The sequence below is a fragment of the Microbacterium aurantiacum genome (assembly GCF_002872075.1).
Classification (GTDB): domain Bacteria; phylum Actinomycetota; class Actinomycetes; order Actinomycetales; family Microbacteriaceae; genus Microbacterium; species Microbacterium aurantiacum_A.
Genome location: NZ_PGGU01000007.1, coordinates 37717 through 61407, shown reverse-complemented (window position 1 = coordinate 61407; position 23691 = coordinate 37717). Strand labels below are relative to the sequence as shown.

26 protein-coding genes and 1 tRNA gene are annotated in these 23691 nt (G+C 68.4%); 20 read left to right on the top strand and 7 right to left on the bottom strand.

The window, feature by feature from the left end; genetic code table 11:
• Positions 1-6: 6 nt before the first annotated feature.
• From CUR96_RS07210 to CUR96_RS07175, 8 genes are all read left to right on the top strand, one after another.
• Positions 7-1260: a glutamate-5-semialdehyde dehydrogenase gene (locus tag CUR96_RS07210; RefSeq protein WP_102192628.1), complete on the top strand. Its 1254-nt coding sequence runs from the start codon at positions 7-9 to the stop codon at positions 1258-1260.
• 51 nt (positions 1261-1311) lie between these two features.
• Positions 1312-1536 (top strand): hypothetical protein, encoded by a 225-nt coding sequence (locus CUR96_RS07205; protein WP_102192627.1) that lies wholly within the window; start codon positions 1312-1314, stop codon positions 1534-1536.
• A 6-nt stretch (positions 1537-1542) separates the two neighbouring features.
• Positions 1543-2145, top strand: coding sequence for a nicotinate-nucleotide adenylyltransferase (gene nadD / locus CUR96_RS07200; protein ID WP_102192626.1), 603 nt, complete (start codon positions 1543-1545; stop codon positions 2143-2145).
• The gene (locus CUR96_RS07195; RefSeq protein WP_102192625.1) at positions 2142-3329 is read left to right on the top strand and encodes a hypothetical protein; all 1188 of its coding nucleotides are present in this window, start codon (positions 2142-2144) and stop codon (positions 3327-3329) included. Before nadD ends, CUR96_RS07195 begins: the two co-directional genes overlap by 4 nt.
• Positions 3329-3706 (top strand): ribosome silencing factor, encoded by a 378-nt coding sequence (gene rsfS / locus CUR96_RS07190; protein WP_102192624.1) that lies wholly within the window; start codon positions 3329-3331, stop codon positions 3704-3706. Before CUR96_RS07195 ends, rsfS begins: the two co-directional genes overlap by 1 nt.
• Before the next feature lie 46 nt (positions 3707-3752).
• Positions 3753-5048, top strand: a complete 1296-nt coding sequence (locus tag CUR96_RS07185) for a threonine/serine exporter family protein (protein WP_245861118.1) — start codon at positions 3753-3755, stop codon at positions 5046-5048.
• Between the two features lie 53 nt (positions 5049-5101).
• Complete coding sequence (locus CUR96_RS07180; protein ID WP_102192623.1) at positions 5102-5407, top strand: hypothetical protein; 306 nt, start codon at positions 5102-5104, stop codon at positions 5405-5407.
• A gap of 151 nt (positions 5408-5558) precedes the next feature.
• Complete coding sequence (locus CUR96_RS07175; protein WP_245861117.1) at positions 5559-5786, top strand: hypothetical protein; 228 nt, start codon at positions 5559-5561, stop codon at positions 5784-5786.
• An 8-nt stretch (positions 5787-5794) separates the two neighbouring features.
• Here the strand turns inward: CUR96_RS07175 and CUR96_RS07170 are convergent, their stop codons facing one another.
• Entirely contained in the window at positions 5795-6715 is a 921-nt protein-coding gene (locus CUR96_RS07170; RefSeq protein WP_102192621.1) for a magnesium transporter CorA family protein, read from the bottom strand.
• Between the two features lie 12 nt (positions 6716-6727).
• The gene (locus tag CUR96_RS07165; protein ID WP_102192620.1) at positions 6728-6925 is read right to left on the bottom strand and encodes a hypothetical protein; all 198 of its coding nucleotides are present in this window, start codon (positions 6923-6925) and stop codon (positions 6728-6730) included.
• A gap of 116 nt (positions 6926-7041) precedes the next feature.
• Here CUR96_RS07165 and CUR96_RS07160 point away from each other — a divergent pair, with 116 nt between their 5' ends.
• On the top strand, positions 7042-7599 hold the full coding sequence (locus CUR96_RS07160) for a dihydrofolate reductase family protein (protein WP_102192619.1): 558 nt from the start codon (positions 7042-7044) through the stop codon (positions 7597-7599).
• A 56-nt stretch (positions 7600-7655) separates the two neighbouring features.
• Here the strand turns inward: CUR96_RS07160 and CUR96_RS07155 are convergent.
• Positions 7656-7731: transfer RNA gene (locus CUR96_RS07155), tRNA-Ala, on the bottom strand.
• A 115-nt stretch (positions 7732-7846) separates the two neighbouring features.
• On the opposite strand from CUR96_RS07155, the gene CUR96_RS07150 reads away from it, so the two are divergent.
• Genes CUR96_RS07150 through CUR96_RS07125 form a run of 6 tightly spaced genes read left to right on the top strand, consistent with a single transcriptional unit; the run spans position 7847 to position 12660 of the window.
• A complete protein-coding gene (locus tag CUR96_RS07150) occupies positions 7847-8287 on the top strand; it encodes a GNAT family N-acetyltransferase (RefSeq protein WP_219721968.1) in 441 nt (146 codons plus the stop codon).
• A 47-nt stretch (positions 8288-8334) separates the two neighbouring features.
• Positions 8335-9441 (top strand): NAD(P)-binding domain-containing protein, encoded by a 1107-nt coding sequence (locus CUR96_RS07145; protein WP_102192617.1) that lies wholly within the window; start codon positions 8335-8337, stop codon positions 9439-9441.
• A gap of 4 nt (positions 9442-9445) precedes the next feature.
• Positions 9446-10237 carry a hypothetical protein gene (locus tag CUR96_RS07140; RefSeq protein ID WP_102192616.1) on the top strand — a complete coding sequence of 264 codons (792 nt, stop codon included), beginning with the start codon at positions 9446-9448 and terminating at the stop codon, positions 10235-10237.
• A complete protein-coding gene (locus CUR96_RS07135; protein WP_102192615.1) occupies positions 10234-10761 on the top strand; it encodes a hypothetical protein in 528 nt (175 codons plus the stop codon). The genes CUR96_RS07140 and CUR96_RS07135 overlap by 4 nt, the downstream gene beginning before the upstream one ends.
• Before the next feature lie 21 nt (positions 10762-10782).
• Positions 10783-11439: an SDR family oxidoreductase gene (locus CUR96_RS07130; RefSeq protein WP_102192614.1), complete on the top strand. Its 657-nt coding sequence runs from the start codon at positions 10783-10785 to the stop codon at positions 11437-11439.
• 39 nt (positions 11440-11478) lie between these two features.
• On the top strand, positions 11479-12660 hold the full coding sequence (locus tag CUR96_RS07125) for a glycoside hydrolase family 3 N-terminal domain-containing protein (RefSeq protein WP_102192613.1): 1182 nt from the start codon (positions 11479-11481) through the stop codon (positions 12658-12660).
• On the opposite strand, the gene CUR96_RS07120 is transcribed toward CUR96_RS07125, so the two are convergent.
• From CUR96_RS07120 to CUR96_RS07110, 3 genes are read right to left on the bottom strand one after another with little or no spacing between them, the layout of a single operon-like run.
• Positions 12564-13499, bottom strand: coding sequence for a 3-methyladenine DNA glycosylase (locus tag CUR96_RS07120; RefSeq protein ID WP_245861116.1), 936 nt, complete (start codon positions 13497-13499; stop codon positions 12564-12566). The two genes, CUR96_RS07125 and CUR96_RS07120, sit on opposite strands and share 97 nt — an antisense overlap.
• Before the next feature lies 1 nt (position 13500).
• Positions 13501-14526: an App1 family protein gene (locus CUR96_RS07115; protein WP_102192612.1), complete on the bottom strand. Its 1026-nt coding sequence runs from the start codon at positions 14524-14526 to the stop codon at positions 13501-13503.
• A gap of 4 nt (positions 14527-14530) precedes the next feature.
• Positions 14531-15202: a DedA family protein gene (locus tag CUR96_RS07110; RefSeq protein WP_102192611.1), complete on the bottom strand. Its 672-nt coding sequence runs from the start codon at positions 15200-15202 to the stop codon at positions 14531-14533.
• A gap of 42 nt (positions 15203-15244) precedes the next feature.
• On the opposite strand from CUR96_RS07110, the gene CUR96_RS07105 reads away from it, so the two are divergent.
• The 5 genes from CUR96_RS07105 to holA all read left to right on the top strand — a co-directional run bounded on the left by CUR96_RS07105 (position 15245) and on the right by holA (position 23359).
• Positions 15245-16546: an anthranilate synthase component I family protein gene (locus CUR96_RS07105; protein ID WP_102192610.1), complete on the top strand. Its 1302-nt coding sequence runs from the start codon at positions 15245-15247 to the stop codon at positions 16544-16546.
• A gap of 32 nt (positions 16547-16578) precedes the next feature.
• Positions 16579-19158: a leucine--tRNA ligase gene (gene leuS, locus CUR96_RS07100; RefSeq protein ID WP_102192609.1), complete on the top strand. Its 2580-nt coding sequence runs from the start codon at positions 16579-16581 to the stop codon at positions 19156-19158.
• A 209-nt stretch (positions 19159-19367) separates the two neighbouring features.
• Positions 19368-19964 (top strand): ComEA family DNA-binding protein, encoded by a 597-nt coding sequence (locus tag CUR96_RS07095; protein ID WP_102192608.1) that lies wholly within the window; start codon positions 19368-19370, stop codon positions 19962-19964.
• Complete coding sequence (locus tag CUR96_RS07090; RefSeq protein ID WP_102192607.1) at positions 19961-22312, top strand: ComEC/Rec2 family competence protein; 2352 nt, start codon at positions 19961-19963, stop codon at positions 22310-22312. Before CUR96_RS07095 ends, CUR96_RS07090 begins: the two co-directional genes overlap by 4 nt.
• Before the next feature lie 9 nt (positions 22313-22321).
• A complete protein-coding gene (gene holA / locus CUR96_RS07085; RefSeq protein ID WP_102192606.1) occupies positions 22322-23359 on the top strand; it encodes a DNA polymerase III subunit delta in 1038 nt (345 codons plus the stop codon).
• Positions 23360-23408: 49 nt separating this feature from the next.
• Here holA and rpsT read toward each other — a convergent pair whose 3' ends face one another.
• Positions 23409-23669 (bottom strand): 30S ribosomal protein S20, encoded by a 261-nt coding sequence (gene rpsT / locus CUR96_RS07080; protein WP_102192605.1) that lies wholly within the window; start codon positions 23667-23669, stop codon positions 23409-23411.
• Positions 23670-23691: the final 22 nt, after the last annotated feature.

The window sequence follows — 23691 nt, the reverse complement described above, 5'->3', positions numbered from 1 at the left end:
GGGCGGATGACCGACCAGACCCCGCACGTGCGCCTGGAGCGCGCGAAGGAGGCCGCACGCGCCACCGCAACCCTCACCAGCGGCGACAAGGCCCGGGTACTCGAGGCCATCGCGCTGGCGCTCGAGGCGGAGTCGCCGCGCATCATCGCTGCGAACGAGCGAGACATCGCCCGAGGGCGCGAGGAAGCCATAGGCGAATCGCTGATCGACCGACTGCGGCTGGATGAGAAGCGCGTCGCGGCACTGGCCTCCGCCGTGCGCGAGGTCGCGGCCCTTCCGGATCCGGTGGGCCAGGTCGTCGGCGGGCATCGGATGCCGAACGGCGTCGCCCTGCAGCAGATCCGGGTGCCCTTCGGCGTCGTCGGAGCCATCTACGAAGCACGTCCGAACGTGACCGTCGACATCGCCGCTCTCGCGCTGCGCTCGGGAAACGCCGTCGTGCTGCGAGGAGGCAGTGCCGCTCGCGACTCGAACACGGTGCTCGTGCAGGTGATGCGCGACGCGCTCGGGGGAGCGGGCCTCACTGCGGAGGCGATCCAGACCGTCGACGATTTCGGCCGCGAGGGCGCGAAAGCCCTGATGCACGGCCGCGGGTTCATCGACGTGCTGGTGCCGCGCGGCAGCGCCGGCCTGATCGAGACGGTGGTCACCGAATCGACCGTTCCGGTGATCGAGACCGGTGCCGGCAACGTGCACATCGTGCTCGACGAGTCCGCACCGGACGACTGGGCTCGTGACATCGTCGTGAACGCGAAGGTGCAGCGGCCCAGCGTCTGCAACGCCGTCGAGACGGTACTCGTCCTGCGACAGGCGGCACCCCGGCTGATCCCGCTCGTCGCGAGCGCCTTGCAGAGCGAAGGCGTGGCCATCCACGGCGACGACATCGTCTCCGGACTCGTCACCGGCGTGATCCCCGCCACAGAGGAGGACTGGGCGACGGAGTACCTGAGCCTCGACATCGCCATGAAGGTGGTCGACACCCTCGACGACGCTCTCGCCCACATCCGCCGGTACAGCACCGGGCACACGGAGTCGATCATCACGACCGATTCACGCAATGCCGAGCGCTTCCTCGCTGAGGTCGACTCGGCGGTCGTGATGGTGAACGCCTCCACCCGGTTCACGGACGGCGGCGAATTCGGATTCGGGGCCGAGGTGGGAATCTCGACGCAGAAGCTGCACGCGCGTGGCCCGATGGGCCTCAGCGAACTGACCAGCACGAAGTGGCTGGCGCGTGGATCGGGGCAGACCCGCGGCTGATGGCTAGACTAAGGGGGCGTCTTCTCGCACCCGGTCACGAACGGAGTCAGGATGAATCTCATCGCACAGATCGCGATGGCCGCAGCTGAAACCGAGCATCACGGAAACGTCGCGCTCGAAACCCTCATCTTCGGTGTGATCGCCGCGCTCGGATTCGCCTTCCTCGGATTCGTGACTCTTTCGTACCGCAACGTCGCCAACCGCCACTCGGCGAAGGCCGAGGCATGGGCCGCGAAGCACGGCAAGGACGGCCACGGGGCGGGACACGGCCACTAGGCCCCCATGACGAACAAGACCTCGCGTGCTCCGCGCATCGGCGTGATGGGCGGCACCTTCGACCCGATCCATCACGGTCACCTGGTCGCAGCCAGCGAGGTCGCGCACTCGTTCGATCTCGACGAGGTGATCTTCGTCCCGACCGGACGTCCGTGGCAGAAGGAAGAGGTCACGCCCAGCGAGCACCGCTATCTGATGACGGTCATCGCCACGGCATCCAACCCCGATTTCACCACCAGCCGGGTCGACATCGATCGCGACGGGCCGACGTACACGATCGACACTCTGCGTGATCTGAAGCGCGATCGACCGGATGCGGAGCTCTTCTTCATCACCGGTGCAGATGCCATAGCGCAAATTCTCAGTTGGAGAGACCATGATGAGTTGTGGGACCTGGCGCATTTCGTCGCGGTCTCCCGTCCAGGGCACGTCCTGAGCACGGACGGCCTCCCGAGCGCGCACGTCAGTCAGCTGGAAGTTCCGGCGCTGTCGATCTCGTCGACCAACTGCCGGCAGCGGGTCCGTGAAGATGAACCCGTCTGGTATCTGGTTCCCGACGGAGTCGTTCAATACATCGCAAAGCATCATCTGTATCGGAGCAAGGCATGAGTACATCGGATCAGCAAGGACATGGTCCGCTGACGCGCAAGCAGTTGCGCGAGATCCGGCTGACCGGTTCCACGCCGGTCATCACGGCCGAGGAGGCGGCAGCCGCAGCGGCTGCGCCGGAGGCGCCACCGGTCGAGCAGCCTGTTGCACCCGTCGAACTCCCGGCACCGGCCGACGACTCCTCTGACGCAGCGAGCCGCCTGACGCGCCGTCAGGTGCGGGAGCAGGAGCGCGTACGCACTGCATCCGTGCCGGTCGCGGGGGCTGATGCCGCGGCTTCCGAGGAACAGCTCTCGCCCGTCGAGACCACCGAGGCCGAGGCGCCTGAGTCCATCGAGGTCGTCGAGCCCGCCGTGGCGATCCAGGTCGTCGAGACGGAAGAGGCCGACGAGCCGGAAGAAGTGTTCGAGCTCGAAGAAGTCGTCGAAGCCGAGATCGTGACCGGCGTCCCTCGCTTCAGCAGGAACGAAGAGCCCGCGGCGTCCGAGGACGCCGCCGAGCCGGCAGTCGCCGAGGCCGAAGCAGACAAGGCCGAAGCGAACGACGCCGAACCGGTCGAGGCCGACGTCGTCGAGGAGGTCGCCGAGATCCCGTCCTTGTGGGCGCCGGGCGATCACCTCGCCCCTGCCGAGGTCGACGCTCCGACCGAGCTCGACGCTCCGACCGAGCTCGCTGAAGAACGACCGACGGTCAGCCCCGCCTTCGGACGTGACCTGCTCGGCGAGGGCGCCGACCACAAGCCGTTCACGCCGTCCTTCGACGAGCTGCTCACGGTCAACGACTCGACAGGCTCGCAGCACATCGCTCCGAGCGCGCTCATCTTCACGCAGTCCCCGGTCGAGGGATCCCTTTCGGGTCCCGTCGCGTCCACCGGCGAAGTGCTCATCACCGGCTCGTACGAGCTGCCCCAGGGACTCGGATCCCAGGGGCACGCGCACGGGACCACCGACGGCAAAGACGTCGACGCGGTTCTCATCGACGGCGAGCTGGCACCGGCATCCTCGCCGACTCCGATCGCCGCGAGCTCGGCGATCAGCACCATGAAGTCCGCCGGTGAGGTCATCCGCCCCCCTGCCCCTGAGAAGGGCAACAAACTCATGCTGACTCTGGCGATCACCGCCGGTGGTCTGGCCCTCGCACTGGCGGTCGCTCTCATCGTCGCCTTCAACTCGAATGTGTTCTGATGCAATCACCTGAAACCGCCGAAGAGATGCTGCAGCTTGCAGCGCAAGCCGCCGCCTCCAAGGGCGGAGAGGATCTCATCGCGCTGAACGTCTCCGAGCCTCTTCCGCTCGTCGACATCTTCCTGCTCGTCACCGGGAACAGCGAGCGCAACGTGGCCGCGATCGCCGATGAGATCGAAGACACCCTCATCGAGGCCGGGCACAAGCGCGTGCGCCGTGAGGGCCGTTCGGAGGCCCGCTGGGTGCTTCTGGACTTCGGCGACCTCATCGTGCACGTCTTCCACCAGGAAGAGCGGGTCTATTACGGCCTGGAGCGTCTCTGGAAGGACTGCCCCGTCGTTCCGATCCAGCTCGCCGAGACGGTCGCGGGGGAGTAGCCCTCCGCGTCCGACCACCGCAGACACGCTCGAGGAGCTGCCGCTCGTGGAGAATGCGACCGGCCCGGTGCACACTCCCGACTTCGCGCACACCGATGCCGAAGTCGTCTTCGGCGACCTCGGTGCACTGCTGTTGGACGCGGGGATGTCGGTGACCGACGTTCGGGCCTCGCTCGAGCAGGTGCGCGATGCGACGGCACCGGAGGAGGCGCTGGCGTTCGCCGTGCTTCCTCAGCATGTGCTGGTCAGCCGGCCGCGCACCGCCGGGGCGACCACGATCGGAGCGTCGACGGGCGCGGAGCTCACCTTCCGTCAGTCGGCACATGCGAGCCGCCTCGCCAGGCGCCTCGAGGTCGGCAAGCTGAGCCTCGATCAGGTTCCTGCGCACGTCGAGCGGATCCGCGGCCTGCCGCGACGGCATCCGGCGCTGCAATGGCTCGTCGGCGGAGGGCTGCTGTCGACGGGACTGGCGATGTTGTTCCGCTGTCCGTGGTGGGCGATCGTCCTCGCGCTGCTCGTCGGCGCTGTGGTCGGTGCGATCTCGACCCTCATGTCGAGGTTCCGCCCGGCTGCGGCGATCGTTCCGTTCGTGGCGAGCTTCGTCTCGACGGTCCTCGTCGGAGCGGCGGACGCCTGGCTCGACCTCGGCCCGGTGCCGCTGTTCGCGGTCTGCGCACCGATCGCGCTACTCGTTCCCGGCGCCCTGATCACGAATGCCCTCCTCGAGCTCACCGCCGCCGACATCGTCACGGGGGCGGCCCGACTCACCTACGGCATCATCATGCTCGGCTTCATGAGCGCGGGGATCTTCGCGGGCGGTGCGCTCACGGGACTGCGCATCGATCCGGATTCTGCTGCCCTCGTGGGTCAGGCAGCCGGTGTGACGGCCGACCACGGCGGGTGGCAGGCGCTGCCCCCGCTCTGGCTCTCCTGGATCGGGGTCGTCTTCCTCGCGATCGGCATCGGTCTCGCATTCGGCGCCGGGTTCCGGCTCACCGTCGTGAGCGTTCTCGTGATGACCAGCACCTACGCCGCGCTGGTGGCGCTCACGCCCTTCACCGGCAACACCGTGGCGACCGGGATCGCGGCCGCGCTGCTGTTCGTCGCGGCGCGCCTGCTGGAGCGAGTGACGCTCGCCGTACCGGCGACCGTATCGTTCCAGCCGGCGTTCCTGCTCCTCGTGCCCGGAACGGTCGGGCTCGTCGCGATGACCTCATTCGACACGGACGCACTCGCTGCCGCGCCGATGATCTTCGTGAGTCTCTGCATCGGCACGAAGGTGGGAGCACTGGTGGCGGATGCCGCACGGATCACGCATTCGGCGCCAGGACCCGAGGCCTGAGCCCAGCCGGGATTCGATGCGACGCCCATCGCCAACTGCGATACGGTTCTGGGATGGGCTCCATCCTCTATGACGGCGAAGATCATCCGATCCACATCGAGGATCGTGCACTCGCCCACCTCAAAGTGGTCATCGCGACCAAGCTCCGACGGCAGGAGAGCTTCACGCTTTCGTGGAAGCATCCGGAGGGGGAGCCCGGCGGGCGTTCGACCATCTGGCTGCATCCGTCCATTCCGCTCCGGTTCACGTTCGACGAGACCGAACCGCCCGAGCTGAACATGCGCTGGATCGAAGATCTGATGCACTCGGCCAACTCGACCGGCGGCATCACCCTCATCGATGAGGTTTTGGACGCCTGACGCGGTCTGACAGCTGCCTGTGAAACTGTCAAGGGTCTTTTTCCCGGCTGCGGCAGCAGGGACACTCCAAGAAGACGACTTGGAGGGCTGACAGATGGTGGGAGTGCCGGATCCGCGGTACACGTTGCGAAGGATCACAACGTTGGAGTGGGTGATCAACGACCTCCGTTACGAGGAGCATGATCCTCGTCATGTGGTCGCCTGTATCTACCAACTGGAGGAGACCGAGGTGGAGGTGGTGTGGTTGCGCGAGCTTCCGCTGGCCTCCCGCTATTCCTCTCCGTTCGACGTGCTCGAGGCGGTGGAAAGGATGCAGAGCGTGAGTCGCGCGACGCGACCCGTCACGATCCCGCATCTGCCGCCGCTTCTCGCGACCTGACGGCGTTCTCAGCTCGTCCGATCATCCTGGTCGTCGGTGTCGCCGAGCCAGCCGCGATGACGGAAGGCGACGTACGCGATCAGGTCGAGCACGAGGATGGAGCCTGCGACGACGACCCATCCGTACTCCCACTGCAGGAGTGGGAGGTTCTTGAAGTTCATGCCGTAGAGTCCGCCGATCACGGTCGGGATCGCCAGGAGCGCCGCGAACGCGGATATCGTGCGCATGTCACGATTCTGCCGGGTGGCGACATTGCTCTCGTGGCTGGAGACGACCACGTCGAGTGACGCATGCTCGGTGGCGGAGAGTTCGGCGACGCCGGATGCGTCGAGTTCGAGATGACGGAAGTACGGACGCAGTTCTGGATGCTCGGCAGTCGCGATGTCGATCTCCTGATGCGCCGACCGAAGAGCCTCTGCGAGGCCCGTTGCGGCCCGATCGATGCGACCGATCCGCTGGCGTAGCCGGTAGATGCGCTGATAGTCCTCCTGGACTCCGCTGTCGAACACCTCCGTCTCGAGTTCGTCGAGGTCGTCCTCGACCTGCGCGGCGAGTTCGACGAAGTCGTGCACGACTGCGTCGAGCACGCGGTGGACCGCGGCGATCGGCGAGTCGATCGGGATCGCTCCGGGACCGGCGAGCAACCCCTCGAGGTCGCGCATCTCGTCGACGTCGCCGCGCTGGACGAGCAACAGCATCTCGTCGTTGAAGACGAGCGCGAGGTCTACATTGGTTGTCGCAGGATCGGAGCCGCCCCGATCGACGTCCCAGATCGAGAGGTACAGGTGTTCGTCGAACGACTCGAACTTCGGCTGCTGTCGGCCCTCGCCGAGGTCGCCGATCACGAGCGGATGCAGGCCGAACTGCGACTGCGCCTCTTCGAGTTCACGGCGAGACGGATTCACCAGGCGGTGCCACGGTCTGCTCATAGTGCGACGGTCTCAGAGGCCGTCGTCGTCCTCTGCATCGCCGGCTGCGAGGCGATCGGCGGTGGCGCTGTCGATCAGGCCGTCGTCGATGTCGGGATCGAGCGTGGTCTCCCCGTCCTGCTCCATGGTGACGAGGTCCTCGTCGAACGGTTCGTCGTCCACAGGATCTCCGTCGGGGAGGGGGACGATCGGCGGGATGGGGTTCGACATGATCGGTCCTTTCGTCGCGGTGATGCATCGACCCTAAAGCGGATGGTTGCGCGCTCAGAGCGGCTTGACCAGTGGCGTGACGCGCGCTATAAGCATCAGAACGGGAGGAGCGCGACATGGCCAAGCTCATCTACTCGATGTTCACCTCGCTCGACGGGTACGCCGAAGCGGCGGAGGGCGACCTCGGCAGCGGCGCCGAGGATGAGGAGGTGCACACCTTCGTCGGAGACACGTTCCGGCACGTCGGGACGTACCTCTACGGGCGGCGCATGTACGAGACGATGGTCTTCTGGGAGACTGCGCACGCCCTGCCCGATGTGCCGCCGCATATCGAGCAGTACGCGCGCGACTGGCAGGCGGCGGAGAAGGTCGTCTACTCCACGACCCTCGAGTCGGCATCGAGCGCGAAGACCCGGATCGAGCGGTCGTTCGATCCGGAGGCCGTGCGCCTGCTCAAGGCCGAGTCGGATCACGATCTCAGCGTCGACGGGCCGACCCTGGCCGCCCAGGCGATCAGCGCCGGGCTGGTGGACGAGTACCACCTCTTCATCACCGCCAGCGTGGTCGGCGGCGGCAAGCGGTTCTTCCCCGACGGCGTTCGCCTGGATCTCGAGCTGGTCGAGGAGCGGGCATTCCGGAGCGGGCTGCTGTACGCGCGTTACCAGACCCGTTGAACGACGAAGAAACCCTGCTCCGCGATGAGGCGGAGCAGGGTTTCTTCGTGCTGATCTGGTGGACCTGAGGGGATTCGAACCCCTGACCCCCTGCATGCCATGCAGGTGCGCTACCAACTGCGCCACAGGCCCAGACGCTGCCCCGTAGAAGCCGGGGCAACTCGAATAGCGTACTACACGGATCGGGCGAAGAGCCAATCGAGTGAGGCTCGCGCGTGCGAGCCGAGCACGCGAATAGGCTGACTCCGTGACGAGCATCCGAATGATCCAGCAGAGCGACTTCGAGGAATGGTCCGCGCTGTGGGCGGGCTACCTGCGGTTCTACGAATCCGACATCGCCGAAGAGGTCACCACGTTGACGTTCGGGCGGCTCGTGGATGATCGCGATCTGCACGGCGCGCTCGCTGTCGACGACGAAGGGCGTGCGATCGGGCTCGTGCACTGGCTTTCGCATCCGGCGACCTGGAGCACGGGGGAGTACTGCTATCTCGAAGACCTGTTCGTCTGTGCCGATGCCCGCGGCACCGGGGCCGGGCGGGCGCTGATCGGGCATGTGCGCGAGTGGGCGGAGCGATCCGGCTGCGAGAAGGTCTACTGGCTCACTCAGGAGGGCAACGCGACCGCGCGCACGCTCTACGACCGGGTCGCGACCCACACGGGTTACGTGCACTACCAGATCTCGATCTGAGCTCGAAGGGCAGGAACAACTCCGCCGCGAGCGACGTTCACTTCTTCGTGAGCATTCTCGAGAGCGTGGTGATCGGCGCCGGACAGGCCGGACTCTCGACCTCGTACCACCTCGCCCGCCTCGGGATCGAGCACGTCGTGCTGGACTCGGACGCGGAAGCCGGGGGTGCCTGGCGTCATCGCTGGGACGCGCTGACGATGCAGGATGTGCACGGCGTCGCCGAGCTCCCGGGCGCCGTTCCACCTCCACGGGACACCGCGCGAGCGAACACCGCCGTCCCGGCGTACTTCGCCGAATACGAGCGAGTCCACGCGCTTCCGATCATCCGCCCTGTCCGCGTCGATCAGGTCACGGACGACGACGGCATCCTCGTCGTGCACGCGGGAGATCGCCGCTGGCGCACGCGCACCCTCGTGAACGCGACCGGAACCTGGACGCAGCCGTTCATGCCGCACTATCCGGGAATGGAGACCTTTCTCGGGGAGCAGCTGCACACCGTGGACTACCCGGGCCCTGAGCACTTCCGCGGCAAGCGCGTGCTCGTCGTCGGCGGAGGGGCATCGGCCGTGCAGTTCCTCGGTGCCCTCGCCCCGATCACGGACACGCTCTGGGCGACACGACGAGAGCCGGTCTGGATGACATCGGACTTCACTCCCGAAGCGGGTGCCGCCGCCGTGGCTCTCGTCGAGCAGCGCGTCGCGCAGGGGCTCCCGCCGCAGAGCGTCGTCAGCGTCACCGGCCTCGCGTTGCGCGCCCAGGAGCGAGAGGCGGAGCGACGGGGAGCGTACGCGGCGCGGCGGCCGATGTTCTCCCGCATCGAACCCGACGGGGTGCGCTGGGCCGACGGGGCCTTCGAGCCCGTCGACGTCATCCTCTGGGCCACCGGGTTCCGCCCGGCGATCACTCACCTGGCCCCGTTGCACCTGCGCAGCGAAGCAGGAGGAATCCAGCTCGACCGTCACGGACGCGGCACGACCGCGGTCCGCGATCCTCGGGTTCAGCTGGTCGGCTACGGGCCGTCGGCGAGCACCATCGGAGCCAACCGCGCCGGCCGGACGGCGGCTCGAGGCGTGCAGCGCCAGCTCGCGATGTCAGGCGAGCTGCAACAGGCCGAACCGATGGTGGGCACACGACAGGCGACCTCGCTACGCTGAGCGCATGCTCCGCATCGTCTTCGCGATCATCTGGCTGCTGCTCTCGGTCTGGCTCCTCATCTGGGTCGGCGAGGGCCTGTTCGGGGTGAATCAGCGGCAGTCGATCCTTCCGTTCGGAGGAGAGGACACACTCGGAGCGCCGATCATGATCGGCGTCGCCTGGGGACTGCTCCTCACCTTCGGCGGCACCATGTCCGGTCTCCTCCGTCGGAAGAGGGTGCGCGGGGAGACGCAGATCGGCGTCGGGCGAATCGTGGAGGTCTCGCGCACCGGCCTGACCGTCAACGACGTGCCGCAGTACGATCTGTTCATCCGGGTGACGCCGCGAACGGGCGACGAGTTCGTCGGCCAGCTGCGCATGCTCGTGGATGCGAGCGAGTTCTCCGTACTGCAGGTCGGCCTGGCGGTGCCGGTGCGCTACAGCGTCACCGATCAGGACACCGTCGAGATCGCCGATCCGACCGACCCGGCCGTGCGCGAGGCGATGCTGAACTGGCGGATCGAGCGCGGCCTGCTCGACCCGAGCCAGGTCAAGGCGCGCACCACCGGAACGCAGGTTCCGGCATCCGTCATCGCCGTACGACCGACCGGACGACGACGGGAGGGACAGAGTGAACTCGCCCTTCGGGTGCTGATGGCACCCGACGGCCTGTCGACCTGGGAGGCCGACACCACGGCCTTCGTGCACCCGGATGCGATCTCGCGCTTCCAGGTCGGGGCGCCGATCTGGGCGTTCTACCGCCGGGAGGACCCGCATACCGTGGCCGTGACGATCGAGAAGGAGGAGGCGCGATGAATCCGATGGACACGCTCATCTGGCTCGTGAACTTCCCCGTGTCGCACGGGTACGCGATGGTCTTCATCGCCGGCTTCTCGATCCTCGGACTCTTCGCCATGTCGGCGCGCGGTACGGCACCCGGTGGCCGGTTGCGCAGCATCCGCGAGCGGGAAGGTCTGCTCGCGCCGGGCGCGCGTCCGCAGGGCGAGATCCTCCGCCGACTGGTGCGGATCGTCTTCCGTGTGCTCGCCTTCGTGATGCTCGGTTCGCTGGTCCTAGGCATCCTGGGCCTGACCGGCGTTCCGGTCACGCGCTCCTACATCTATGAGAACGGCCGCCCGACCACGGCGACCATCGACGGCGACTGGGTGACCTTCACGACCGCCGAGGGCGTGGAGTACACCCTCGAGAACAACTTCTTCACGCCCTCCGTGCATCCCGGTGGGTACACCAGCATCCCGTCGACCGGCAACGTCGTCGTGCGCTACCTGCCCAGCCATCCACAGGCATACGTCATCGACGGCTCGCAGCAGCCGCGCTGATCGCCGACCAGAGGAGACTTCATGTCCCGCATCATCATCTTCGGCGGCCACGGCCGCATCGCCCTTCTCCTCGCGCCCCTCCTCGTCGATCGCGGTGACGAGGTCACAGCGATCATCCGGAATCCCGCGCACACCACCGAGGTCGAGGAGACCGGGGCCACGGCCGTCGTGGCCGACATCGAACAACTGGATGCTCCGGCTCTCGCCGACCTCATCGACGGGCATGACGCGGTCGTGTGGTCGGCGGGCGCCGGCGGTGGCGATCCTCGGCGCACCTACGCCGTCGATCGCGACGCCGCGATCCGCACGATGGATGCCGCGGAGATCGCCGGCGTCCACCGTTACCTCATGGTGTCGTGGCTCGGGTCGACCGCCGACCACGGAGTGCCGGAGGATGACGGGTTCTTCGCCTACGCCGACGCCAAGTGGGCTGCCGATGAGCATCTGCGCGTCACGGAGCTCGAGGGGACCGTCCTCGCACCCGGCACCCTCACGCTCGATCCGCCGACGGGAAGGATCCAGCTCGACCCTTCGGGCAGGGGCGCCGTGTCGCGTGCCGACGTCGCCGCCGTCATCGCCGCAGCGCTGCAGGCGCCATCCACGATCGGCCGCACGATCCGCTTCGGCAACGGCACCGGAGAATGCAGCGAGCCCATCGAGGTCGCCCTCGCGCGCTGAGCCGACGCATCGTGCATCGGAGCGACGTAGGCTGAGAGGATGCGTCGAAGCCTCTCTGTCCGCGTTGCGGGGGCCCTGCTCGTCGCCGTGGCGGCGACAGCCACTGCCCTCGTCTCCCCGGCGCAGGGGCGACACGACACGGTCGATGCCTCTCCGGAGCGCGGTCCGGCGCAGCGGGCGGCCGCGATGGTCTCGACGATGAGCCTTCAGGAGCAGGCGGCGAGTGTCGTGATGGGGCACATCCCGACCACGGATGCGTCCACGCTCAGCGCCTATATGGCACAGGGCGGCCTCGGCGGCTTCATCCTGATGGGCTCCAACGTCCCCGGGACGGAGGAGGAACTGCGCGCCGTCACCGCGGCGCTCACCACGGATCCGGCACTCCCACCGCTCATCGCGATCGACCAGGAGGGCGGGTCCGTGTCGCGCCTGGGCTGGGACGGCTTCCCCGCAGCGACCACGCTCAAGGATGCGACGCCGGCGTCCACTTCGGCGGCATTCGCCGGGCGTGCCTCACTCGTCGTGCGCGGCGGAGCGAATGTGAACTTCGGCATCGTCGCGGACACGACGGCCGATCGCTCGTCCTTCATCTTCGACCGCTCGCTGGGCGCCGATCCCACCAGCGCAGCAGACCGGGTGGCCGCTGCGGTGACTGCGGAGGAACAGTTCCTCGCCTCGACTCTGAAACACTTCCCCGGGCACGGAGCGGCGCCGGGAGACTCGCACCAGCTGATCCCGTCCACGGGCCTCACGCTCGAGCAGTGGCGCGCCGCCGACGCGCTGCCTTTCATCGCCGGGATCGATGCCGGTGCTTCGCTGCTGATGTTCGGGCACCTCGCCTATACGGCGGTCGATGCGGCGCCCGCCTCGCTCTCCGCTCGCTGGCACGAGATCGCCCGCGGCGAGCTCGGCTTCGAGGGCGTCATCGTCACCGACGACCTCGGGATGCTGGAGTCGACCGGGATCGCCGCCTACGCCGACCCTGTCGCGAATGCCGTGGCCGCGCTGGCCGCGGGGAGCGACATGGTGCTCACCATCGCGCACTCCACCCCGGATACCGCCGCACAGGTGACCGCGGGACTCGTCGCCGCGGTCGAAGCCGGAACGCTTCCCGCGGAACGTCTTCAGGATGCGGCGGAGCGGGTGCTGACGCTGCGATTGGAGATCGCGGCATCCGACAGCCGATGGGCGCCCTGCGCGGACTGCGAACCCGCGTCCTGACCCAGCCAGGCGATCAGCAGCCGGCTCCGCAGCAGCGCTCCGCGGTCGGCGAACGATCGCTGCTGACGCACATACTCCGCTTTGCCGTCCGTCGTCTCGATCCGCACCGGTTCGACGCCCCACGCGGCCAGGTCGTAGGGGGCCGCCTGCATGTCCAGCAGCCGGATGTCGCGAGCCAGCTCGAAGGTGTCCAGCAGCAGCTCGCCCGGCACCAGCGGCCCGAGCTTCATCGCCCACCGGTACAGGTCCATTCCGGCGTGCAGGCACCCGGGCTGCTCGAACAGAGGCTGCGTGTCGCGGCTGAGGCCGGTACGGTTGCGCGGCACGGCTTCCGGGGTGAAGAAGCGGAAGGCGTCGAAGTGGGTGCAGCGGAGCTCGTGATTCTCCACGACCGCGTCGGTGCCGGCCTGCCCGAGTCGCAGCGGCACGGGATGGCGATGATCCTCGGCGCGATAGACCATCGCCCATTCATGCAGGCCGAAGCAGCCGAACTGACCGGGACGCGACGCCGTGCGGCGCAGCATCCGCTCGATCAGTCCTGCGAGCTCCGGCTTCTCCTGCGCGAAGGCGGCGGCGTCGGGGACGACCGAACCGACGGAGAGCCCGGGGGAGTACCAGCGCCATCCCTCGCGTTCCGCAGCCTCCTCGAGCTCGACCCCGGCGCCCGGATGCCAGCGGCGGAGCTGAGCTGGCTTGTATCCGTAGTAGGTGAACAGGAAGTCCCAGACCGGATGCTTCTCGCCCCGCGCCGATCGGGCGCGATGCTCGGCGGTCAGTCGGTCCGCGCGCTCCTGATGCGCCCGTTCCCGCGCCGACCAGTCGCTTCGCGAGATCGGCATCTCAGCGCAGGATGCCGACATCGCCGAGAAGGTCGCGCAGTCCTGCGCCATCCTCGGCGCTCACCCAGGGGGCGGGGTCGTCCGCGTGCGGCTCCGGGTCGGCGCGCCCACCGGCGAGCACGGCCTCAGCCGGCAGCAGCCGGCGGATCGCGACGCCGGCCACGGAGTCGGGATGCTCCTCCATGAACTGCGTGTAGATCGACTCGTCATGCTGCCCGTCGTCGCCGATCAGCAGCCACTTCACGTCGGGGAACTCGGCGGCCAGCCGGCGCAGGTTCGTGAGCTTGTGCTCTCTGCCGCTGCGGAACCATCGATCGTGCGTCGGACCCCAGTCGGTGAGCAGCATCGCTCCCGCAGGGAAGAGGTGCCGCCCGAGGAACCGGCGCAGTGTCGGAGCCACGTTCCAGGCGCCCGTCGACAGGTACACCATCGGCGCACCCGGATGCTCGCGCAGAAGCTGATCCAGGAGGACCGCCATCCCGGGTACGGGGAGCCGCGCATGTTCGTCGACGACGAAGGAGTTCCAGAACGCGATGAAGGGCCGGGGGAGCGCGGTCACCATGACGGTGTCGTCCACGTCGCTGACGACACCGAATCGCACGTCGTCGGCGGCGATGAACGCGGTGGCCTCGACCGGCTCCTGCCCCTCGACCGACATCGTGAAGGTCTGCCAGCCCGGAGGGAGATCGGCCTCGATCGAGGTGTCGACGACGCCTCCGCGGTCGGCGACGACTTCATGCACCTTGCCGCCGATGTCGATGCTCACCGTCGCGAAGCTCACCGGGATGCCGACGAAGCTGCGCCAGCCGCGCACGCTCGCCGGCTCGCCGTTCTTGGCGGCTCGCTGCGGGCGCACGATGAGCACCCGACCCGTGACGCGCACCCAGCCGGCGCCGCCATAACCGGGGAAGGGCAGGATCGTTGCCGCGCGGCCGCGACGGCGCGCACGGCCCTCGCGCCACACGTGAAGACGGTGCTCGAGTCGCGCGAACCAGTGGATCCGGGGTGCCGGGGGAACTTTTGGCATCGGCTCAGTCTTTCACGTCGGTCGCAGCATCCGCGTCCGGTGCGTCGAGGTGGCGGGCCTCGAGGCGATGCAGGAGCTTCTTGCCGAAGAAGACGATGAGCAGGAAGACGAGGATCGCGCCCACGAACAGGTAGCCGGCGAAGTGCACCTGGTCGACGAGATCGCGGAAGCTCCCGGCGGCGAGCGAGGTGACACTCACGTAGGCGGCGGCCCACAGGATGCAAGCCGGTGCCGTCCATGCCAGGAAGCGCCGGTACGAGAAACCGCTCATCCCCACGGTCAGGGGGACCAGCGAGTGCAGCACGGGGAGGAATCGGGAGAGAAAGATGGCGACGCCGCCGCGACGGCGGAGATAGTTCTCGGCGCGCACCCAGTTGTGCTCACCGACGCGCCTGCCGATCCAGGAATGACGGATGTGCGGGCCCAGCCAGCGACCGAGACCGAATCCGATGCTCTCGCCGATGAGCGCGCCCACGACGACGGCAAGGCCCATCGCGACGCCTTCGAGCGGGGTGGTGACGCCGAACGACGCGATGATCACGATGGTGTCGCCGGGGACGATGAGTCCGATCAGGATGCTGGTCTCCAGCATCACGGCCAATCCGGCGAGCAGTGTGCGGGCGACCGGGTCGATTGATTGCACGGTGTCGAGCAGCCAGAGCAGGAGGTCATCCACTCCATGAGGATACGGGACGCGCTGCGGCTCTACCCTGGAAACGTGTCCGATCGCCTGAGTAGTCGCGTCCTGCCCGGGTGGACCGACCCCGCAGCTCTCTTCGAGGCGCTCGAATCCGTTTCGCCGGACGTCTTCTGGCTCGATGCCGGAACGGATGCTCGCGAGGGGTGGAGCTTCATCGGCACGGGGGAGCGTGCGGGAGAACCGGATGCCGTGCGCGTCGACACCGACCAGGGCGACGCCGGTGCTCCGCCGTTCCGCGGCGGCTGGGTGGGGTGGTGCGACTACGAGAGCGGTGCGGCGGCAGCGGGTGCGCCGAGCGCCCCGGCCATCGGACGTTCGTGGCTGCGGGTGCGCCGCGTCGTGGCCTTCGACCACGAGAGCGATCGCGTCTGGGCTCTCGCCGACGAGGCCGACCTGGACGAATGGACGGCCTTCGTGGAGGAACCGCGAGCGGTATCCGCCGGTGCGGCCGTATCCGGCAAGGGCCTCCTGGCCAAGGCCCGGCATGAGCCGGCCGAATACATGCGCCTCATCGAGCGCTGCCGCGAACTGATCAGGGCGGGCATCGCCTATCAGCTCTGTCTCACGACCCGATTCACCGTTCCCGGTCGGCACGACGCCGTCGCCGCGTATCTCCGGCTCCGCGCCGCGACGCCGGCGCATCACGGCGGTTTCGTGCGGATCGGTGGACGTGCCCTGCTCAGCGCCAGCCCGGAGCAGTTCCTGCACGCGGCCGACGGCGTCATCCGAACCCGCCCCATCAAGGGGACGAGGCCGCGGAGCGCGGATCCGGGGGAGGATGCGGCGCTGGCCGCCGAGCTCGCGGTGAACGTGAAGGAGCGGGCCGAGAACGTCATGATCGTCGATCTCATGCGCAACGATCTCTCCCGGGTGTGCGAACCCGGTTCGATCCGCGTGGACGGCCTGTGGCAGGTGGAGAGCTATCCGGCCGTGCATCAACTGGTCAGCACGGTGAGCGGCACGGCGTCACCGGGGACGACCGTCGGCGACCTGCTCGAGGCGACGTTCCCCGCGGGGAGCATGACCGGGGCCCCCAAGCTCTCGGCGATGACCCGGCTGCACGAGCTGGAGGGCGGGCAGCGGGGGATCTATGCCGGATGCTTCGGGTACGTCGGCGTCGACGGATCGCTCGACCTCGCGATGGTGATCCGCAGCATCGTGGTCGAGCAGTCGGAGGCTGTGGTGGGCGCCGGTGGCGGGATCACCTGGGGATCGGTGCCGGCGGCCGAAGTCGCCGAGGTCGCCACCAAGGCACGCGCGCCGTTGGCGGCGCTCGGCGCAGTCCTGCCCGAGCACTGGGGTTCCGATATCCTGAACTGACCCCGCTTTCTTCTCAGATTGGTCGTTTTTCGTTGTCCGAGCATCAGTCCTCCTCTGCCGAGACCGTCGACGCGCCCGCATCGGCGCACGACATCCAAGCCAAGTGGCAGAAGTACTGGGCCGAGAACGAGACCTTCCTCGCCGGCGGGGCCGACGACACGCGTCCTCGACGCTATGTGCTGGCGATGTTCCCGTACCCGTCGGGTGACCTGCACATGGGCCACGCGGAGAACTACCTCTACTCCGACATCGTGGCGCGCTTCTGGCGGCACCGCGGGCACAACGTGCTCAACCCGATCGGGTGGGACTCGTTCGGTCTGCCGGCCGAGAACGCCGCCATCCGCCAGGGCGCGGACCCGCGGGAGTGGACCTACCAGAACATCGCCCAGCAGAAGAAGGCGTTCCAGGCTTACGGGGTGTCCTTCGACTGGTCGCGCGTGCTGCACACGTCCGACCCCGAGTACTACCGCTGGAACCAGTGGCTGTTCCTGAAGCTGCACGAGCGCGGTCTCGCCTACCGCAAGAAGAGCCCGGTGAACTGGTGCCCGAACGACCAGACCGTGCTGGCGAACGAGCAGGTCGTCGACGGCCGCTGCGACCGTTGCGGCGCCGAGGTCGTGAAGAAGAAGCTCACGCAGTGGTACTTCAAGATCACCGACTACGCCGACCGCCTGCTCGACGACCTGAACCAGCTCGAGGGCTTCTGGCCGCACAAGGTGCTGCAGATGCAGCGCAACTGGATCGGCCGCTCCGTCGGGGCTGACGTCGACTTCCGCATCGAGGGTCGCGACGAGCCGGTCACGGTGTTCTCCACCCGGCCGGACACGCTGCACGGCGCGACCTTCTTCGTCGTCGCCCCGGACTCCGACCTGGCGGCCGAGATCGCCTCCGATGCGCCTGCAGACGTGCGCGAGCGATTCCAGTCCTACCTGACGCAGGTGCAGAAGGAATCCGACATCGATCGGCAGTCCACAGACCGCCCGAAGACGGGCGTGTTCCTGGAGCGGTTCGCGATCAATCCGGTGAACGGCGAGAAGCTGCCGATCTGGGCTGCGGACTACGTGCTCGCGGACTACGGCCACGGCGCCGTGATGGCGGTACCTGCGCACGACCAGCGCGACCTCGATTTCGCCCGTGCGTTCGACCTGCCGATCAAGGTCGTCGTCGACACGACCGCGCCGGTCACCGGCGCGATGCCGATCATCGAGGTCGACGACGAGGGCGTGCCGATCGACACCGGCGCCGCTCTCGACGAGCAGCATCCCTCCAGCACGGGGATCGCCCTCACCGGTGAGGGCCGCCTGATCAACTCGGGCGCGCTCAACGGACTCTCCAAGCGCAATGCGATCGCCCGCGCGATCCAGCAGCTGGAGGCATCCGGAACCGGACGTGCAGCGAAGAACTATCGCCTCCGTGACTGGCTGATCTCGCGCCAGCGCTTCTGGGGTACCCCGATCCCGATGCTGCACGCCGAGGACGGCCGGATCATCCCGGTCGCCGAAGACCAGCTGCCGGTGAAGCTGCCCAGTGTCGAGGGGCTCGACCTGAAGCCGAAGGGCACGTCGCCGCTGGGCGCCGCGGAGTCCTGGGTGCGAACCGTCGACCCGGTAACGGGTGACCCGGTGCTGCGCGACCCCGACACCATGGACACCTTCGTGGACAGCTCCTGGTACTTCTTACGGTTCCTCTCGGCGAACAGCGAAACTGTTGCCTTCGAGCCGTCAGAGGCGGATCGCTGGGCACCGGTCGACTCGTACGTGGGCGGCGTGGAGCACGCCATCCTGCACCTGCTCTATGCGCGGTTCATCACTAAGGTGCTGTTCGACATGGGGCTGATCGACTTCACGGAGCCGTTCGCCAATCTGATCAATCAGGGCATGGTGCTCCTCGACGGCGCGAAGATGTCGAAGAGCAAGGGCAACCTGGTGCTCTTCGAGGAGGAGCTGGATGCGCACGGTGCAGACGCGCTCCGCGTCGCGCTGGCCTTCGCCGGCCCGGTCGAAGACGACAAGGACTGGTCCGACGTCTCGACGACCGGTGCGCAGAAGTTCCTCGCGAGGGTGATGCGCATCGCGCATGACGTCTCTAGCCCGGTCGACGTGGTGTTCGACAGCGGCGATGCGGCGCTTCGGCGCGCGACGCACAAGCTTCTGTCCGATGCTCCGGCGCTGGTCGAGCAGACCAAGTTCAACGTGCTCGTCGCGCGACTGATGGAGCTCGTCAACCTCACGCGCAAGACCATCGACGGAGCTGCCGGGGCCGGTGATCCCGCCGTGCGCGAGGCGGCCGAGACGATCGCCGTGATGCTCGACCTCATCGCTCCGCACACCGCGGAGGAGATGTGGGAGGCCCTCGGTCACGAGCCGTCCGTCGGACTGGTCACCTGGCGCTCCGCCGATCCGGCTCTGCTGGTCGAGGACACGATCACCGCTGTCGTCCAGGTCGGCGGCAAGGTGCGCGCACAGCTGGAGGTGTCGGCTCGCATCGGCGAAGCGGACCTCGAGGCCCTCGCCCGTGCGGATGAGCGGGTGATCCGGTCGATCGGCGACAAGGAGATCGTCAAGGTCGTCGTGCGCGCCCCGAAGATCGTCAGCTTCGTCGTCAAGGGCTGAGCGTCGTCTCTGTTCGCCCCAGATCAGGACGTTCGCCCCAGATCAGGACGTTTCTGCCTGAAACCTCCTGATCTGGGGACATCCTCCTGATCTCAGGCGGTTCGACGCCAGCGTCGTCATCGTCTGCACACCACGAGGTCGCGGTGACCTTTCCACCGATGGCGTGATCCGTCGCTTCGGCCCGGGCTGCTCCGGCTTAGCGTTGCCGGGTGACAGCGAGTGAACCGGCATCCGGGAGCAGTGCGCGGCGACGGCTGAGCATCGGCGCGGCCGTCGTGCTGGCCTTGGTCGTGCTCTCCGGCGCCGTCGGTATGGGCATCCTGCGCGGCCAAGCGGCACCGGTGGAATCGTTGCCACTCGCCGGCGACAGTGGGGAATCCGCGGTCGCCGGCGAACTGTACGTGCACGTGCTCGGCGAGGTGGAGAAGCCAGGACTGTACCTCCTCGATCTCGACGCGAGACTGGTCGACGCGCTGGCTGCCGCTGGGGGCACCACGGATGCGGCCGACCTTCAGGCCGTCAACCTGGCGCGGGTGGTGACCGACGGCGAGCAGATCGTCGTCCCGCCGCTGGGGGTTCCCGGTGCTCAGCCGGGCGCGGCGCCGCCGGGGGACGCACGCCTCGACCTGAACGCGGCCGACCAGGCGGCTTTGGAGACGCTGCCGCGGATCGGCCCGGCGCTGGCGGCGCGGATCATCGCATGGCGCGACGAGAACGGTCGCTTCCAGTCCGTCGACGATCTTCTCGCCGTGCCCGGTATCGGGGAGAAGATGCTCGCCGGTCTTCGTGACGGGGTGCGCGTGTGAAGGCGCGCGAGCTGCGGCTCGTTCCGCTCGCCGTGGCCGCCTGGGGCGCCGCGCTCCTCTGCGTGCTCCTGCCGCAGGCCGCCTGGGCATGCGCGGCCGTCTGCGGAGCCCTGACGGCGACGCTGCTGGTCGTGCTCGCCGCACGGCAGCGTGAACGAACCGAGGTCGTCCGCGGAGGCCTTGTCGTGGTGCTGTTCGTGGCTGCGGGCGCGACAGCCATGACCGTCGGTTACGCGGTACCGTCACGGACAGACATCACCGCACACGACGGCCGAGTCGTCGAGCTGTTCGCCACGATCAGCTCGTCGGCGTCGATCGGTCAGGACGGGCGCCTCTGGTTCGATGCGCAGACGACGCGCGCCGGCCCGCCCGGCTCGGCGACTCCGGCCACTGCACCCGTGCGCGTCGGCGTCGAACCCGGCGATGGTTTCGACCTGGGCGCAGACATCCGGGTGGTGGGCGAGGCGATGGCGACGGATGCCGGAGAGCGGGCCGCGCTGGTCGTCTTCGTGAGCGAGGCCGAGATCGTGAGTCCCGCGACCGGTGTCTTCGGTATCGCCGCCCAGGTGCGGCATGACTTCATCGAGCGCTCGGTGCGCCTGCCGGAGCCCGGTGCCGGCCTCCTTCCCGGCCTCGCGGTCGGCGACACCCGGGCGGTGCCGACGGAGCTGAACGACGACATGCGCACCAGCGGACTCAGTCACCTCACCGCGGTGTCCGGTGCGAACTGCGCGATCGTGGTCGGTGCCGTGTTCTGGCTGACCGCCCTCTGCCGTGGCGGACGAACGCTGCGTGTGCTGGCGTCTCTCACCGCACTGGCCGCGTTCGTCGTACTCGTCACGCCCGAGCCCAGTGTGGTGCGAGCGGCGGTGATGGCGGGCTTCGCGATGCTGACTGTGCTCCTCGGGCGGCCGAGCGCCGGGATCGGAGTGCTCTCGATCTGCGCCGTCGCGATCCTCCTCGTCGATCCATGGCTGGCGGCGACGCCGGGCTTCGCGCTGTCGGCGGCGGCTTCGGGTGCGCTCATCGTGCTCGCGCGGCCGCTGGCGGCCGGTCTCGGTCGCTGGATGCCGGAACCGATGGCTTTGGCCATCGCCGTGCCGCTGGCGGCGCAGCTCGTGTGCGGGCCGATCATCGCGCTCTTCGCCGAGCAGCAGTCGCTGGTCGGCATCGCCGCCAATCTGCTGGCCGCTCCAGCGGCGCCGCTGGCGACGGTGATCGGCCTGCTCGCGTGTCTCGCCGCTCCGATTCCCCTGGTGGCGGATCTGCTCGCAGCGTCCGCCTGGCTCCCCGCCGCCTGGATCGCGTCGACGGCCACCACCACAGCGCGATTGCCCGGCGCTCAGGTGCACGTCGTCCCCGGCCTCGGAAGCGCCGCTCTCGTCGGGCTGCTCAGTGCAGCGCTGGGGCTCGTGCTCATCCGCCCGGCGCAGGCACCGGTGCTCCTCCGACGGTTGCGCTCGGTCGCCGCCGCCGTGGTCGTCGTCGCCGTGTCTCTGGCCGGCGCGCACCTGGTGCTGACCGGGCCGCTCGCGACGGCCACGACACCGGAGGGTTGGGCGATCGCGGCGTGCGACGTCGGCCAGGGAGACGCGTTGCTCGTCCGATCCGAAGACGAGATCGCCCTCATCGACACCGGGGCCGAACCTGCGCCGGTGGAAGGATGCCTGCGATCGCTCGGTGTCGATCGCATCGACCTGCTCGTGCTCACGCACTTCGATCTCGATCACGTCGGCGGAGTGGAAGCCGTACGCGGCCGGGTGGGAACAGTGCTGCACGGGCCGATCGGCGAGCCGGCCGATCAGCGGATGCTCGACGATCTGGCCGCGGCAGGTGCGATGCTCGTGGACGCCGCTGCGGGAATGCGCGGTGAGCTGGGTGCGGCATCGTGGCGCGTGCTGTGGCCGCGCCGGGATTCGCTGGCCTTTCCCGCCGGCAACGACGCCAGCGTGGTCATGGAGATCAGCGGCGGCGAGGTGCCGAGGGCGATCTTCCTGGGGGATCTGGCGGCGACGCCGCAGCGGATGCTTCTCGCATCAGGCCAGCTCCGTGGCACGTATCCGGTCGTCAAGGTCGCCCATCATGGCAGCGCCGACCAGGACCCGGGGCTCTACGAAGCCCTTCGTCCGGTCGTCGGGCTGTTCAGTGCGGGCGCGGACAACGACTACGGCCACCCACGGCAGGAGACGATCGACATCCTCACCGCAGTCGGCGCCCATGTATTGCGCACCGACGAGCAGGGTCGCATCCTGCTCGGGCTGCATGAGGGGGAGCTGGAGGTATGGACCGAGCGAAGCGCGGGGGAAGAGGTCGCGGCCTCCGGATCGAGCGTCGGCGACCCCCGGTAGGCTGGCAGCATGGCTGCTCCGCGTTCCTCATCCCGTGGCGGCGCGAAGCCGACGAAGATCTCCCAGGTCTCGTGGCGGGAACCGCGACCGGCTCCGCTGGTGCTCGTCTCCGGTCCGGAGGAGATCTGCGCCGAGCGCGCGATCGCGGGCCTGCGCGACTACCTCCGCGCAGAGGACCCGGCCCTCGAGGTCAGCGACGTCCGCGCAGACGACTACGCTCCGGGCACGTTGCTCGCGATGGCGTCGCCGTCGTTGTTCGGCGAACCGCGGCTGGTGCGCATCTCCGGCGTCGAGAAGTGCTCCGACGCCTTCCTGCAGGAGGCGGTCTCGTACCTCGATCAGCCACAGGAGGGTGCGACCATCGTGCTCCGCCACACCGGTGCGAGCGTTCGGGGGAAGAAGCTCCTCGATGCGCTCCGCGCCGGAACCGGCGGCGGCATCGAGATCGCATGCCCGGCGATCAAGCGCGACGGCGACCGCGTCGACTTCGCGGCAGGGGAGTTCCGCACGGCGAAGAAGCGCATCGCTCCCGCAGCACTGCGCGCCCTGGTCTCCGCCTTCGCCGACGACCTCACCGAGCTCGCCGCCGCCTGCCAGCAGCTCATCGGCGATGTCGAGGGCGACATCAGCGAGGACGTCGTCACGAAGTACTACGGCGGCCGCGTCGAGGTGTCGGCCTTCGTCGTCGCCGACACCGCGATCGCCGGGCGCTACGGCGAGGCGCTCATCGCGCTCCGGCATGCGCTGGCATCCGGTGCGGACCCCGTGCCGATGGTGGCCGCCTTCGCGATGAAGCTGCGCACCATGGCGCGTGTCGCCGGAAACCGTGAGCCCAGCCGGCAGCTCGCCCAGCGTCTGGGCATGAAGGACTGGCAGGTCGATCGGGCCCGCCGCGACCTGTCGGGCTGGAACGAGCGTTCGCTGGGTATGGCCGTTCAGGCGACCGCGCGAGCGGATGCCGAGGTCAAGGGTGCCGCACGCGACCCGATCTTCGCCCTTGAGCGCATGGTGACCGTCATCGCGACCCGCCAGCCGTTCGGGGAATGAAGAAGGCCCGCACCGTGAGGTGCGGGCCTTCTTCAGAAGAGGATGCTGCTCAGAGAGCGGCGACCTTCTTGGCGATGGCCGACTTGCGGTTCGCCGCCTGGTTCTTGTGCACGACGCCCTTGCTGACGGCCTTGTCGAGCTTGCGCGAAGCCGTCTTCAGGGCGGCCTCGGCGGCAGCCTTGTCGCCGGTGGCGATGGCGGTGCGAGTGGAGCGGATGACCGTCTTGAGTTCGCTCTTCACGGCCTTGTTGCGCTCGTGAGCCTTGTCGTTGGTCTTGTTGCGCTTGATCTGCGACTTGATGTTTGCCACGTGTGGACGCTTTCTGTACAGG